The organism is Bacillus cereus group sp. Bce041 (genome assembly GCF_052646455.1).
Window position 1 is genome coordinate 128830 of record NZ_JBQXON010000007.1, and the last position, 15369, is coordinate 144198.

Sequence of the window (15369 nt, forward strand, 5' to 3'; positions counted from 1 at the left end):
AAAAGCAAGCCTGAGATGGCTTGCTTTTTCATTGCAAAAATATATTAATTTTTACTGATTTACTTTTTTAATACTCTTTTCTTCTTCTATATGTTCCTCACGATATGAAATATTATGAGGATCTAGTCCATTTCCTAAAGAACCATAGAAATGCTCTCTATGCGGATCCACTAATTCACTTCCTTGATAATACACACGTGGTGTATTCCATAGCGCTGCCAAAGCTTTTGTCATCGGCATCTCATGATAGCGTTCCGGCCACATTTCTTTAATCTTCTCTTTTACTAACGGATAGTATTTAGAACTCATAGCGGGAAACAGATGATGTTCTGTATGATATGAGAAATTGAAATGTAAAACGTCTACCCAGCGCGGCACTGTTACTGACAAACAGTTTGCTAACGGATCATTTACTGGAACAATTGGATTTAAGCGGTGATTTGTTGCGATATATGCCATTACAATAAAGTTAGCAATTAACAACGGAATGACATATGCAAATAACCATTTTCCAGGTCCCATAATAAACAATAAACTAATCCAAACTGTCCAAGGCAAAAGAAGTTGAAGCCATACAGATTTTTGATTGGATGACTTGAACTCTTTTATAAAATGAAAGAACATTCGAGTCGAATGCAATGTAAATTGAATTGTTAGTGACAGAAAACTAAAGAATGAACGTACATGTAAAGGCATACGATATACCCAACTCAAAAACTTACTCTTCTTAAGTTTCTCAAGTGTCGGCCATGCATCTGGATCATTCTCTTCATGCTGTGTATGAACATGATGCGTTGCATTATGCCACTTTCTCCAAAGCTTTGGCCCTGTTGATAATGGCATAAATGCAATCGCGCCTAAGAAGTCACGAAGCCATGCCTTTCTTACAACAGTTCCATGTAAAATTTCATGCCCTAAAAATCCTAGTGAAGCAAAACATAACCCAAGAACAATCGCAATTCCTAGATTCGCCCACACATTCAATTCAAATACACCAATCGATATTAACCCCGCCAATGCCACAAGCAAATAAGCCAGTCCACCAAATAAACGAGTAGGCACTGGTTTAAATGCTTTTTTCGGCAAATGTGGTGATACACGTGCTGCATACCACCCAAACGTATGAAGCTCCTTCATCCTTTTGCTCCTTTCTTATGCCGCGCCTTGCGCAACTTACATATATCAATTCTTGCTTCCAGATTGATTTTACTAGATGATCCAAAAAGCATCTATTATAAGGAAAATATACTCACTCTATCGTCACTTATTTTTCGCTTTTATTATCAATGAAAAACATTTCTCTTTTTACTCTCTATCAACCTTTCCACATGATGAATCATAACAATAGAATTTCTATATTGTCAACACCTTTTATGACCTAGTAATAAAAGGTGGTTATATTTTTATAATCATACTTTATTTCACTAAAGAAAATGTATAGATTCCATAAGGATTTACCCACTATATATAGACATTTTCTTAAACGCCATAGACTCTATCTCATTCAATAACTCCCTATGTAATCAACAAACAGAATCCCTTGAATTTAGTTTTATATAAATCCTACCACTTCATAATGCCCCATCTAATTAATTATATTAAAATAATTTATAACCTCTTTTAATAAAAATAGACTACTTCTAAAACAACACACATGAATTTCATATAATATGGAAATATTAAAAGGAAAATTGTTCTAAAATCAGGAGGTTTCCGCAATGACAAGTGATACATTTCCACAACTGCCGCTATCTTATTGGATTGAATCTACTCAGTTTCCTACTTTCCCTCGTTTATCCGAAAATATAAAGACGAAAGTTGCTATTATCGGTGCTGGTATTACAGGTATTACTACCGCCTATTTACTTGCAAAAGAAGGCATCGATGTTGTTTTAATTGATTCTGGTCGTATTTTAAATGGAACAACTGGGCATACAACAGCGAAAGTAACAGCACAACATGATCTTATTTATGATGAATTAATAAATCATTTCGGTGTAGAAAAGGCCGGGCTTTACTATGAATCAAATAATCAGGCTCTACAATTCATAAATGAAACTGTTCAAACATATAAAATCGACTGTAATTTCTCAAATGAAGATTCATATTTATATACAACTACCGATAACGGATTAAGAAATTTAACGAAAGAATATGAAGCTTATCAAAAATTAAATATACCTTGTGACTATGTTCAATCTCTATCGATTCCTATTCCAGTACAATCTGCGCTTGTAATGAAAAATCAAGCACAATTCCATCCCCTTCTTTATTTAAAAACACTTTTAGAAAAGTTTGTGGAGATGGGCGGAAAGCTCTACGAACAAACAACAGCTATGGATGTGGAAAAGGGAGATTATCCACAAATAATTACAAAAGAGGGCCATCATATCACTTGTGAATATGTCGTCTCTTGTTCACATTTTCCTTTTTATGATGCGAATAGCTTTTTCTTTACGCGAATGTACGCAGAACGCTCCTACGCTCTTGCAATAAAAGCAAAAACGGAGTATCCAGGTGGTATGTTTTTAAGTATCGATGATCCAAAGCGCTCCTTACGCTATATAACAAACAATGGAGAAAAATTAATTTTGATTGGCGGAGAGAGTCATAAAACAGGACAAGGAATAAATACGATGCTTCATTATGAAGCACTCTATTCTTTTGCTGAAGCAACTTTTGGAATAGACGAAGTTCCTTATAGATGGTCAGCACAAGATTTAATCACTCTAGATAAGCTTCCTTATATCGGACATATTAACGAAAGAAATCCAAATATATTTGTTGCAACTGGATATCGCAAATGGGGAATGACAACTGGAACTGCTGCCGCTCACCTACTGAAGGACTCCATCCTAAAAGTTCACAGTCCCTATAAAGAACTGTATGCACCATCACGCTTCCATGCAAATCCAGATATAAAAACGTTCCTCTCCCAAAACATTGATGTTGCGAAACATTTAATTGAAGGAAAGATTGAAACCGCATTACGTAAGGCAGAAGATCTCGAAGTTGGTGAAGGATCTGTCGTACATGTTAACGGTAAACGAGCAGGTGCTTATAAAGACAAAGAAGGAAAATTACATATCGTCGATACAACTTGTACACATCTCGGCTGTGAAGTTGAATGGAATAATGGTGATTGTACTTGGGATTGCCCTTGCCACGGTTCTCGTTTTTCTATTGAGGGGGACGTTATTGAAGGCCCAGCAGATCAACCGTTAAAACGAGTTGATAATGAGTAAACTAATAAAGAAGTTCAACAAAATTACTGTTGAACTTCTTTATTTGTTATAAACCCTTTTCAGATAAAATTCGACACAAGGAGGAAAATATTAACATTAAATAAAATAATATATTCATCTACAAATTAAAAGGGGTGAATATTATGCAACCTTCAGCTCCACCTCATCTAGAATCTACAGAAACTATCTTTCCAAGCTCTATTACAAAACTTGTTGTTTTTATTTGTTGGCTAGCCATTTTAGCTGATGGATATGATTTAGGTATTTACGGTGCCGTTCTACCAAAGCTCCTAGAAGACAAAAGCTGGGCGCTATCACCAGCGCATGCTGGTACAATTGCAAGCTATGCTTTATTTGGGATGTTTATTGGAGCTATTCTAGTTGGAACGATTACAGATCTAATTGGGCGTAAATGGACGCTTATATGCTGTTTAGCACTTTTTTCTATCACAATGGGTTTAGCGGCTATCGCTCCTTCTCCTGAGTTATTTGGATTATCTCGATTTATAGGAGGAATCGGATTAGGCGGTGTTATCCCAACAGCTTCAGCACTTACTGTTGAATATTCACCCAAAAAAAGGCAATCTTTTATTTATGCTCTTATGTTTACTAGCTATCCTTTAGGTATCGTGTTAGGTGCTATTTTGTCCATGCTTATGTTAGAAGATTTCGGATGGAGAATTATGTTTGGTATCGGAATGATTCCACTACTCCTCATTCCTTTCATTATTCGCTATTTACCCGAGTCCATTCAATTTTTATTATCACGTAATCGCCAAGAAGAAGTGAACCAAATTCTTAATCGTTTTCAAATTGAATTTCATGTAAAAGATAAAACTCATCAAGACCCATCTATTATACGAAAGAAAAATGGATTTTTTACTTTATTCTCAAAAGAATACATAAAAGCAACGCTACTTTTTTGGATCACTTATATAATGGGAATGTTTTTAATATATGGTTTAAACACTTGGTTACCACAGATGATGCGCCAGGCAGGATATCCTCTTGGGTCTAGTCTGTCATTTCTACTTATGCTAAATATTACCGCAGCTATCGGCGCATTATTCGCTGGAGCAATTGCTGATCGTATAGGAGCAAAAATTGTTATTAGCATCTCTTATCTTATGGCAGCCATATGTATCGGACTATTAACAATCAAACCATCTGTTACAATCATTTATCTTTTAATTGGCCTTGCTGGTTTTGGATCAGTCGGTATTACTCAAATATTAAATGCATATGTAACACAATACTTCCCATCACATATCCGAGCTACCTCCTTAGGCTGGGGACTGGGGCTTGGCCGAGTTGGTGCAATTGCTGGCCCAATTCTCGTCGGTATTATTATGACAATGCAATATGACTTAGCATGGAATTTTTACTTATTCTCCTTTGCAGGTCTTATCGCAGCTATATCTGTTTTCTTCATTCCTACAAAATAAAAAGAGCACAAACTTACTTGTGCTCTTTTTCATATGCTTCAAACAACATATCTCGAAACAATGTATTTAAACTCTCAATATCGATTCCTGATCCCTTTTCAATTCCTTTTACATATTGCTGATAGTAATGAATTTGTTCTTCTAAAAATTGATTTAGCACCTTAATTTTCAATCCAACATCTAATTCAGTACCTGCTTTTTTCTTTATTAACAACTTTTCAATTTCATCTAATACGCTACGTTCTAATGATAATTCTGTAATTAATCGGTCAAACTCTACAGGAGGTAAAGTCGTTTTCTCTTCTAGCCACTTACAAGCTAAAATGGGACGTAATACATAAAAGTACTTTTTCAGCTTTACATTCTCACCTTGCAAAAATTCACGATAATTTTTCGACGCCATATGTAAATAATGATATATCGTTGCTTTTGGATCAAAATTCTTCTCACTCATCTGTTGAAGTAGTTCTGGAAAATTAGAGTTTTTCGAATAAAAAATTGGTGATCGAATCCACTCAAGTAAAGCAGGATTCGACTTCGCGAATAGTTGCAACGCCTTTTTAATATCCCAACCACTTATATCTAAATCATCACTAATTGGATATTCAATTACATCTCGTTTGTCATGAATTGATAAATACCATTCTACCGGATGTATATAAACAAACCTAACATCATAATCGCTATCTTTCGATGGAACCCCCCAAGCACGACTCCCTGATTCCACCGCAAATAAAATTTTTACATCATTCTCTTTTTCAATTCTTTCTAACTCCAACTCGATTTTCTCTCTCATTTCATAACATCTCCATTTTTTGATTATTTCCCTGGAAATTCGACAATACACTATTAATTTTACTACATACTAAAAAAACTGTCAGAAATTACTGACAGCCTAATGAAACGTCTATTGTTGCTTTTCAATTACAGTAGCAGCAATTCGTTCAAACTCTTTTTGAATCTCCTCTTTATATGCATCTACTATTGAAAAATCCATAGCAGCAATATAAATTCGTTCTAATTTATCACGAATCGATTTTGCTTTCGCTAAGAAAGACATCGCCTCATTCATTTTTGCTTTATATTGAATGGAAACATCACGAATTTCCTTCGCATATTTCTCATCCGTCCCTGGCGTAACAATAAGGGCATACATATCAATAATTTCATCACCCTCGCGACTTGGAAAATATTCATGTGGTGCGGTGCTATCAAAAATTGCAAAACCTAATTCTCTTACGATAACCATATCAAGACTATTCGGGTCAAATCCGCAATGATATACTTCAACTTCAAACCCTTTTTCTTCAGCTGCCTTAGCTAACTTTTTGAGCATCGTTGATTTTCCAGAGCCTGGGCGCCCTTTTATAAAATAACGATGTGGTAACCCTTCTGTTAAATTAGGAACAAAATCAACTGCTCCTTTCGGTGTAGCAGCTCCTAAAAAACGATGTTTTACAAGCGATTGTCTCCCGCTTTTATCTGCAAATAATTTCTGGATTAGCTGATTGGTTAGTTCATTTGCTTTATTAAAATCTATATTATCAATATATATCTTCTCCCACTCATCATGTATAACCAATGCCTCTTTAAAACGTGCGTAAGCAGACTGAAAAGCTTTGCTTGCTTCTGAAACAAATCTTTCAATTTCTAACTTCTGCTTTCTTAGTTTATCTGAGTCCCAAGCAATTCCTAAATTTATATACTCTTCAACAACTCCTGGCATTTTTGGCTCAATAACATGCGGCGATGTCCCATCAACAATTCCTACTTTTAATTGTGGGATAATTACACCATCAACCGATTTATTATCAGAAGAACAATGTAAAAATTCAATATCATATCCTTTTTCAATCCATTCACGACCTATTGCCTTTATTAAAGAAGATTTTCCCGTTCCTGGGCCACCCTTTAAGATAAATAATCTGTCTAATCCTTTTAAATTCTCTTCGTATAAATTGTGAAATCCCCTAGCTGTATTACCACCAGCATAATAATTTAATACATTTCCTGTCACTGCACTCACTCCTTCGCAGCATTCTATTTACATAAGCTACAATATGCGAGCAGCTTTATTTGGGTGAATACCTATTTTGTATTGCACGCAAAAAGGAAATGAATTACAATTTAAATATCGGAAAATTCCGATTTTAAAAACTGAATACTTCTTTATCAAGAGAGGCAGAGGGACCGGCCCTTTGAAGCCCAGCAACCTCAGTTTATACAAACTGAATAGGTGCTAATTCCTGCAAAATGCAATGCATTTTGGAAGATAAAACTCAACTAGCATGTAAAGCTCATCTTTCTTGATACTGAAGGATGAGCTTTTTATTATTTGAAAAACATATATTGGAGGTATGTAAAATGAAAGTAATTGATTTATCACAAACATTTGAAAATAATATGTCTCAATTTCCTGGAACACCTAAAATACAACTAGAAGCTGTTACAAGTGTTGAAGAATCAGGATATCAAGTTACAGATTTTCATTCTGTCGTTCATGTTGGCACGCATTGTGATGCTCCTGCGCATTTTATTTCAGGCGCAACGACCATCGATCAATTACCGCTGGATCAATTTGTAGGTGAAGCTGTTCTTATAGATGTAACACATATTCAAGAGCGAAAATTACCTAAGACAGTATTGCATAATACTGACATAAAAGAAGGTGATATTGTTATTTTTCATTCTAATCTATCCACAAAATGGAATACAGAAGCTTATGAGAAGGAAGCATTTTATCTTTCTGAAGAATTAGCTAAAGAACTAGTGCGATTAAAAGTAAAATCTATCGGTTTAGATTTCATTTCTCCTGATGAAGTCACAACAGAAACATCACCGATTCATCACATATTACTAGGGAATGATATTTACTTAATTGAAAACTTAACAAATCTAGATGCTATCGAAGCAAAACGTTTCTTTTTCTCAGCAGCACCTTTAAAAATTAAAAATAGTGACGGTGCTTTCGCAAGAGCATTTGCTGTTATTTTTTAAACACAGCCTATAAAAAAAGCAAAGGCCACTACTGGTCTTTGCTTCTATATTTTCTATTTAAATTAAGAAAGAATTGTTCCACACGAGGACGCACCCAAGCTAAACAATCTATCTCTTTCTTCTTTGTGCAAGCTATCTCTTCTCCATCTACCATTTCAACAAGTTCTAGTTCTAACAGTTGCCTCGTGAATGCTAACATATTCACTTCTTCGGATGGATACTCTTCTTTTAATTTATCCTCAATTTCCCCCAATAAAAAACCGTCACGCATCATTGCCAATGCATCAATCCAAAGTGGCGGCATTTCATATTTTTCTCCTGTAATTGTATCTTTTACAATATAATTCTTTTGCTCTTTTCGAAATTGAATCGTGTGTAAACATACAGTCGAATTTAATGTTAATTCCATCATACCACCTCTTTCATAATATCTGCATAGAAAAAAGGATGCGTGTGCACCCCTTCTTATCTTTTCATAACACTACTGAACCGCTACATGAGCAATCAATCTCATGTCGATATTTTCCTCCATTATAAACGAAGTATTTTATAAAAAAAACCCTTCTTGAAACATTTTATAAAATGTTTATATTTACACAACAAGAACACTTTTCTGAAAAATCTTTTCTCCCAATACATTAAAAGGTCGGCAAAAAAATTTCTACTTTCGTTCCTACTCCTACACTACTTTGGATCGTGATACTCCCTTGATGTTCCTTAATAATTTTATATGTAATCATTAATCCAAGTCCTGTACCAGTCTCCTTTGTTGTGTAAAACGCCTTGCCGATTTTTTCTAACTTCTCATTCTCTATACCAAATCCTTGGTCTTCAACAGAAATACACAAATGTCCTTGCGTTTTTTGATATACACGGATATGAATTTCCCCACCCTCTGGCATTGATTCTATTCCATTTTTAATGATATTTAATAACACTTGTTTTAATTGCTTATCATCACCGTTTATAGCCGGTAAATTCCCATCTACTTGTAAATGACATTTAACTCTATATTGCGTTGCATAACTTTCCATTAGATGCACAACATATAGAAGGATGTCTCGTATATTACACCTTTCATAATTTGTTGGCTTTGGTTTTCCTAACAACATCAATTCACTAACAAATCCATTGACTCTTTCAATTTCTTGTAGCATAATGTCGTAGCTCATCGTATCAGTTGGATTTCTTTCTTTTTGCATTTGCGTAAACCCTTTTAACGCTGTTAGCGGATTTCGAATTTCATGGGCAATTGTTGTAGACATAGTCCCAATCACAGCTAAATTTTCCGTCTCTTTCATATTGTTCATCATTTCAACCACTGTTCTTACATAAGATTGAAATCGTTTTAATAAAGAATGTGAAATAATGAAATAGAATATACATAAAACAAGTGGAATTACCACTTTTAAATCTTGTAATAGCAATGTGAAAAATACGTACTTTCCAATTACACTAAAGGACACTAAATAAAAGTATTTTCTATTCACGAAAACTGGGGCAAATAAAATTAATAACATTTCTACCATACTACCATGTTCAAAAGGTCTATCCGTTCGCAAATAAATCATTAAATTATTCACAAGATTGATAAACATGTACCCAAATAAAAATAAATATTTTACAGAATATACATACCCTCTTTTTTGAAGATATATAGAAATAGGAAATAATGCTATTACAAATATAGGCACACCTATCCCAAGACTACCTTCTGGCCAACCTACCGCTGTTCCACTAATATTCATAGCAGGATATACAAAATAATATATAGCGTCATATAAAAAGAATATAATATAAAATAATAATATAAATACCTTTAAGGCTCTTCTTTCTTCATAAATCAAGCTCTTGTATTTATTCATATAAAAACTCCCCTTGATCGATACAAAAAACTTTCATTGTTATCTCCTTAAAGTATAAGTATGAAATTGCTTTCAGGGCAATATTTAACCTTATAATAATGAAAGGAAGGAGATCTCTCCTTCCTTTTGGTAACAACTTACATCCATCTTACCCTGTCATGTAACAATCCATCCGTAAAATTATTATGCCCTATTACAAAATCCTTCATATATAAATTTAAATACTCACCGTACTTACTTTCTGTATTTAATAACAACTCCTCAACGTAATAAGCACCTTGTTCAAATTGATCTAAAAGTAAACTGGACAAGCCCGCATAAATCCCGCACCCTACTTGAAAATACGTTGCATTCGTTTTATATTTACGAAAAACTTGGCTACTATTCATCACATTATACATATATGTCTCACTATTTTCATAAACGAGTAACACACCGACCAAGTCCTCTCCAGCAACCTCTTCTTCCGCTGGATTAAACACTTTACGATTCCAGTTCCATAAATCTTCTACTTGATCTAAGTTCTGTCTAATTATATTTGTTGTATACTCATTAATTCGGTAAAGAAAACCAACTTCCATATTAAAGTTTTTCCCTAAAATTAATACTTCCTCATGTGGCATTAAACAACCATAGAATTCTTTTTCTCCTAACTTCACTTTATACTCTGAAGCATATACATCTTCATAAAAGTAAAGAGGACGATGATGACTCATATACATCGGATAACTCCAGATTGCTTCATCTAAAAATCGCTCTACTGCCCATGAAGCATAAAGTGTATGTGGCTTTATAAGTGCTGTATCATTCAAAAACGATGTGTCATGTTCTACAATATAACATGCTCTTGGCCTTTCATTTGGTCGTTCCTTCATAAGCTCAACAACCATCCATTGAACAACACCTGGATTCATACCTGAACCTATAATCGCTTTTGTATTTGTAAATTTCTCTTTCTCCTTCTCAAACCTTGTATATCTTTCCGTAAGCTGAAAGCCGATTAAGCTATCGTCCTGATCTACTGCCTCATTTTCCAAGGCTGAGTTAATATAACAAATTCCTAGTTCATTACAGCAGCTTAATACTCTAATTGTATCTGCCCCTGAAACATCAATCACAACACTCGTTCTTTTTTCTTTTAAATGTTGTTTAAATTCCACTACATTTTGAAGGTTTATTTCATATAAATATAATTGACTTTTCAAATTCGAAAACAACTCATCATAATAAGTCCTATCTTTTTGTTTTATATCCACCAAATGAAATTTGGCATTCTTTAATACTTCATAAATTGGATCTTTTTCATTTGCTATCGCTTGATTTAAAATTGCTAAAACTGCTTTTGCTGCTCCACCAGCACTACCAAGCAATGTAATTGATAACGAATTCGGAAACTGCTCCACAAACAAAACCCCTTTAATAAATTAGTTGAGCAGCTCCTCCTCAAAAAATAAATTGAATACATAAAAAGATAGCTCGTACACAATTTTTATAAGTTAGTGTAAAGTTACCTTTTAAAAAATCACACTATACTATGTTTATATTCAATTCATTTTTCCCCTCATCTTCAAATTAAACTAAAACAAATAGGCTCGACCTTTTCTTCTGCATATAAAAGAAAAAGTCAGCCCTTCCAACTAATCTACGGACAATGGACGGATTTTACATGTTGAATATTCACATACATTTTTGCATCACGTGCTTTTGATATTTCAATATGACCTTCATCAATTTTCGCCATTTTTCCAATTTTATTGGACTCCTCACCTAAATCAAACACCATAATTTTCCCAGTCATTTTAATAAGCTGTTCTTCAAATGTTCTAGCTAATGTAATATTTAACGGATTTACGGGGAGTTCATTTTTATTGAGGGCATACGGTACTTGGTTTTCTTTATACGGAATTAACCATTTTAAATGCTTTAAAGATATATATACCGTTTTATAAACCGGACTATAAAAAACAATATAGTCGTTCATCACACTTGTAACATAACCATGTATTGGAGCATTTCCTGCTACATAAACTTCTGTAAAAATCCCTTTAGAAGTACTTAATACTTTTCTCAAAGAAATTGAAGGGGATTCCCTCTTAATTACAGAATCAACATCTGGTTTTAGTATGTCTTCGTCATGTGGTCTTAAAAATTTATAGTATTGTACATGATATAAAGATATATATACATAGTCTTGTCCATTGTAAAGAACAATAATGTCATTTCCTACGTCTATTAATATACCTTTAAACCTTTTTTTCACCGATTAATTTAACATATATATTTTCCCCAATACTTTTGTTTAACTCATTCATCTATATCCTCCTTCCTATGAATTTCAGCTTTCCTATCTTCCGTTTCAAAAAAATAATCAGGGCAATGTTCTGTCTTAATAGTAAGTAATTCCTTTTCATACTATCGAAATAAGAAATTGTTCTTCTCTTTCCCTCATAATGCCCCTCTTATTTATTAAACATTATTCATCTTCATTCTTTTTACATTTCACTACTTGACTCACACTCTTAATATGATAATTAATGATATAAATAACTTCATCACCGTTTACTAGCGTAATACATTCTTCATGCACTTCACTTAATAGGCCTTCTACACACTCTGGGCCGCCACGGTTAATCTTTACCCACTTATACTTCAAGTCACGTAATACATCGACGAAAGTATCATCATCAGAGCAGAAACATGAAACATAGCCATCGCCACATTTACTTTCTTTCACTTTCTTAACTAGACTCTTCACATGTTTCAATTGGTAATATACTAATTCACCAAGAGGAAGTTGTAATGTAAGGTAATCTCTTCCTAACGATACAAGTACCCCCACTCGACTCTCTGGTCCACGAAGATTTACTTTTACAGTCTCACCGACTAAGCCTTTAATTTGTTCACAGCATAATATACTTTCCAAATTTGTATCCTCCTTTCTTATTATCTTCCTCTTCTTGACTGTCTTTGTGCGCGAGCTCGACCTGAATCATTACTTTCACTTTCGCTTTCTTCGCTCTCTCTACAAGGTACTGTTACACTCTTAATATGAGATACTGCAACTAATATAACTTCTTCTTTTACAATTAGTGTCACAAATTCACAAGAAACATCTTGTAAAATACCTTCAACTTTCTCTGGGCCACCACGATTAATTTTCACCCAGCAATATTTGAAGCTTTGAAGTAACTTTTCAAAGTCATCTTCACATTCACATTCCAACCATCTGCAATCATCTGCTTTACAATCTTTCACATTTTTTGTAATACTTTTCAGATGACGAATCTGATAGTAATAGAGCTCTCCTTTTTCATTCTTTAATACAAAGTAATCCGAACATACAGCGACTATTGTCCCTTTTTGAGATTCTGGACCACCCCTGTTTACTCTCACAAAAGATCCAATTAAGTCTTTCAGAAAATCACAATGAAATAAACTCACGAGAAAACCCCTTCCATTAATTTATAAGCTTTTGCACTGATAGTATATGTATCTGTACAGGTTACGTTCTCTATGTTTGTCCTAGCTAGAAAAAAATATGCTTTTAACATGGTAGACTACTACCTATCAAAATTTGAAGAAAGGCTAAGAACTCCTTATGTTTTTGATATCTTCAAACAAAAAATCCCTTATGAATATACATTTCTGCATATCTTCATAAGGGATTTTCCATAGTTTAATCTTCGTCTTTAACATCCATATCTTCTGGAATTGGTTCGTTCAATATTTCTTCCACTAATTGCTTATATTTCTCCATTTGTTCTAAATGTGTATTAAATTGTTCTTTATTTACTAAATATTGCTCTCCATCGAATAGCGCACGAATTTTCTTTTGCTGAATTAACTCTTCAATATACGATTTTGGTAAATTCAAATACTCCGCAGTCTCTTCTACTGTTATATACAATGCGTTCATTCCTTTATTATTTTTTCATCTATACTGTATCTTACTTTACTTTATTTTTGTAAACAAATAAAAAAGATTTTGTAAATGCAGTTCAAAAAGCAGGTAGATGCATTCCATATATTGTATAGTATTATATAGTAAGAATTTTTTAAATATAGAATGGTATTACCCATTTACACAAAGGAGAGTTAACATATGGCTACTCGTCACATCATTACAATGTTAGAAAAAACACTACAAGTTGAAACAGAAAACACAATTTCTCATTTGAATGTATCTTTATCTGATCGTTTTCTTTCTCAAAGCACAGCAATACATGAAAACAATTGTTATCATACAATTGGTGAATGGTACAAAAATCATTTCTTATTCCAACAAGATGATTTCCTTTGGGCTAAATATGCTTTCTATGACGCATATTGTGAAGCCATCAAAAAACAAGGCCATCTTACAAAACGCGTCCGTCAAATATTAGAATCATTGGCTCGAAAACACGGAAAACAGTATATTGCTTCTATACTAAATATGCCATTTCCTAATGAACGCGCTAAAGGGACAGCGTAATTTAGCCATGTTCTGCGTAAGCAAAACATATCTAAATTGTTTTCTAGGATGCTTTACCAATAAAATGTTCATATCATATGAACTGATGAAACCGGTGTCATTATAATGATTGAAAATATAGTAAACAGGAAAACCCCCACGTACATCTCTCATCCATTTGAATAGAGAAGTATGTGGGGGTATACTTGTTCCTTATTATTTTATCATCTGCTTAATCAGTTCGCGATTTCTCTTCTTAAATACTTCATTATGAGAAGAAACCATTCCGTACTCACTTGCATCTGGTTGGATAAATTGCTTTGCTTTATTCACAGCATTTCCAGCATCTTGGAATGCACCTGCAATTAAGTGTAGTTTCCCTTCGTGCTTTAAAATATCTCCAGCAGCATATAATCCATCTACTGAAGACTCACTATTTGCATTACCTGCAATATAATAATTATCTATAATTGCAACGTCTAACTCACTATTTTCTAATAATGTAATGTCGCGTTCATATCCATGATTAATAATAACTTCATCAATAGGTAAATGAGAAACCTCACCTGTTTCATGATTTGTTAATTCTACATATTCGATCGCTTCATGATTATCACCGGCAATTAATTTTGTAATCGATGTATTAAAGAAACACTCCGCTGAGCTGTTCATAAGTTGTTTTACTTGTGCTTCATGACCAGATAATTCTTCTTTTCTATAAGTTACATACACTTTTTTCGCAATTGGTTCCAATTCATTTGCCCAATCAACAGCAGAATTGCCTCCACCGGAAATAATAACTGTTTTACCTTTAAAACGCTTTAAAGATTTAACTGTATAATTTAAATTCGATACTTCAAATCGCTCAGCACCTTCAATAGATAACTTTTGCGGTTTCAATATACCACTTCCTGTTGCGACAATAACTGTTTTTGAAAAGTGTTCTTCGCCAGTACTTGTTTTTAATGTAAAAGTACCATCTTGATTACGAATAATCGATTCTACTTTTGTATCTAATACAACTTCCGGCTTAAATGTTAACCCTTGCTGTACAAGTTGTTCAATTAACTTATCACCTGTAACTGGCAATAGTCCTCCTACATCCCAAATCATTTTTTCCGGATACACATGTATTTTTCCACCTAAATGTGGTTGAAATTCTATTATTTTCGTTCTCATTTCTCTGAGTCCACTATAAAAAGCTGAATAAAGCCCTGCAGGTCCTCCGCCTATCACGGTTACATCAAACAATTCTTCTCGATTCATTCGTGCTCACTCCTCAGCTATTAATCGTTGATTATCATTCTCAATAAAATATAACCTGTTTCCGCAAAATTTACAATCAAAATTACTATTGACAATACACC

The 15369-nt window shown here is 33.8% G+C and carries 14 protein-coding genes, 1 pseudogene and 1 riboswitch; of the genes and pseudogenes, 4 read left to right on the forward strand and 11 right to left on the reverse strand.

The genetic code is table 11. The annotated features are described in order from the left end of the window. Positions 1-51 precede the first annotated feature (51 nt). On the reverse strand, positions 52-1137 hold the full coding sequence (locus tag ACUN13_RS21615; RefSeq protein WP_000661226.1) for a fatty acid desaturase family protein: 1086 nt from the start codon (positions 1135-1137) through the stop codon (positions 52-54). Positions 1138-1718: 581 nt separating this feature from the next. Between ACUN13_RS21615 and ACUN13_RS21620 the strand changes: the two genes are divergently transcribed. Both ACUN13_RS21620 and ACUN13_RS21625 read left to right on the forward strand, forming a co-directional pair. After that, entirely contained in the window at positions 1719-3245 is a 1527-nt protein-coding gene (locus ACUN13_RS21620) for an FAD-dependent oxidoreductase (protein WP_025688465.1), read from the forward strand. Positions 3246-3388: 143 nt separating this feature from the next. Continuing rightward, positions 3389-4690, forward strand: coding sequence for an MFS transporter (locus tag ACUN13_RS21625; RefSeq protein WP_025688463.1), 1302 nt, complete (start codon positions 3389-3391; stop codon positions 4688-4690). 13 nt (positions 4691-4703) lie between these two features. Here the strand turns inward: ACUN13_RS21625 and ACUN13_RS21630 are convergent, their stop codons facing one another. Together ACUN13_RS21630 and ACUN13_RS21635 are read right to left on the reverse strand one after the other, a co-directional pair. Continuing rightward, a complete protein-coding gene (locus tag ACUN13_RS21630; RefSeq protein ID WP_445423949.1) occupies positions 4704-5486 on the reverse strand; it encodes a nucleotidyltransferase domain-containing protein in 783 nt (260 codons plus the stop codon). Positions 5487-5597: 111 nt separating this feature from the next. Continuing rightward, positions 5598-6707 (reverse strand): PRK06851 family protein, encoded by a 1110-nt coding sequence (locus ACUN13_RS21635; RefSeq protein ID WP_006926177.1) that lies wholly within the window; start codon positions 6705-6707, stop codon positions 5598-5600. 149 nt (positions 6708-6856) lie between these two features. Beyond that, positions 6857-6969, forward strand: a riboswitch (SAM riboswitch). A gap of 85 nt (positions 6970-7054) precedes the next feature. Between ACUN13_RS21635 and ACUN13_RS21640 the strand changes: the two genes are divergently transcribed. Continuing rightward, positions 7055-7687: a cyclase family protein gene (locus ACUN13_RS21640; protein WP_006926178.1), complete on the forward strand. Its 633-nt coding sequence runs from the start codon at positions 7055-7057 to the stop codon at positions 7685-7687. Positions 7688-7715: 28 nt separating this feature from the next. Here the strand turns inward: ACUN13_RS21640 and ACUN13_RS21645 are convergent, their stop codons facing one another. The 7 genes and pseudogenes from ACUN13_RS21645 to ACUN13_RS21675 all read right to left on the reverse strand — a co-directional run bounded on the left by ACUN13_RS21645 (position 7716) and on the right by ACUN13_RS21675 (position 13468). Further along, positions 7716-8096: a hypothetical protein gene (locus tag ACUN13_RS21645; protein ID WP_025688459.1), complete on the reverse strand. Its 381-nt coding sequence runs from the start codon at positions 8094-8096 to the stop codon at positions 7716-7718. A gap of 229 nt (positions 8097-8325) precedes the next feature. Beyond that, positions 8326-9552 carry an ATP-binding protein gene (locus tag ACUN13_RS21650; protein WP_088345713.1) on the reverse strand — a complete coding sequence of 409 codons (1227 nt, stop codon included), beginning with the start codon at positions 9550-9552 and terminating at the stop codon, positions 8326-8328. A 137-nt stretch (positions 9553-9689) separates the two neighbouring features. Continuing rightward, entirely contained in the window at positions 9690-10955 is a 1266-nt protein-coding gene (locus tag ACUN13_RS21655) for a hypothetical protein (protein ID WP_000434728.1), read from the reverse strand. Between the two features lie 239 nt (positions 10956-11194). Continuing rightward, positions 11195-11864, reverse strand: a pseudogene (locus ACUN13_RS21660) (DUF2642 domain-containing protein). 161 nt (positions 11865-12025) lie between these two features. Continuing rightward, positions 12026-12475 carry a hypothetical protein gene (locus ACUN13_RS21665; RefSeq protein WP_000443836.1) on the reverse strand — a complete coding sequence of 150 codons (450 nt, stop codon included), beginning with the start codon at positions 12473-12475 and terminating at the stop codon, positions 12026-12028. A 20-nt stretch (positions 12476-12495) separates the two neighbouring features. After that, complete coding sequence (locus ACUN13_RS21670) at positions 12496-12993, reverse strand: spore coat protein (RefSeq protein ID WP_098519471.1); 498 nt, start codon at positions 12991-12993, stop codon at positions 12496-12498. A gap of 235 nt (positions 12994-13228) precedes the next feature. Next, positions 13229-13468 carry a helix-turn-helix domain-containing protein gene (locus tag ACUN13_RS21675; protein WP_001998970.1) on the reverse strand — a complete coding sequence of 80 codons (240 nt, stop codon included), beginning with the start codon at positions 13466-13468 and terminating at the stop codon, positions 13229-13231. Positions 13469-13654: 186 nt separating this feature from the next. Between ACUN13_RS21675 and ACUN13_RS21680 the strand changes: the two genes are divergently transcribed. After that, complete coding sequence (locus ACUN13_RS21680; RefSeq protein ID WP_000235474.1) at positions 13655-14023, forward strand: hypothetical protein; 369 nt, start codon at positions 13655-13657, stop codon at positions 14021-14023. Between the two features lie 195 nt (positions 14024-14218). On the opposite strand, the gene ACUN13_RS21685 is transcribed toward ACUN13_RS21680, so the two are convergent. After that, positions 14219-15268: an NAD(P)/FAD-dependent oxidoreductase gene (locus tag ACUN13_RS21685; RefSeq protein WP_001078298.1), complete on the reverse strand. Its 1050-nt coding sequence runs from the start codon at positions 15266-15268 to the stop codon at positions 14219-14221. Between the last annotated feature and the right edge of the window lie 101 nt (positions 15269-15369).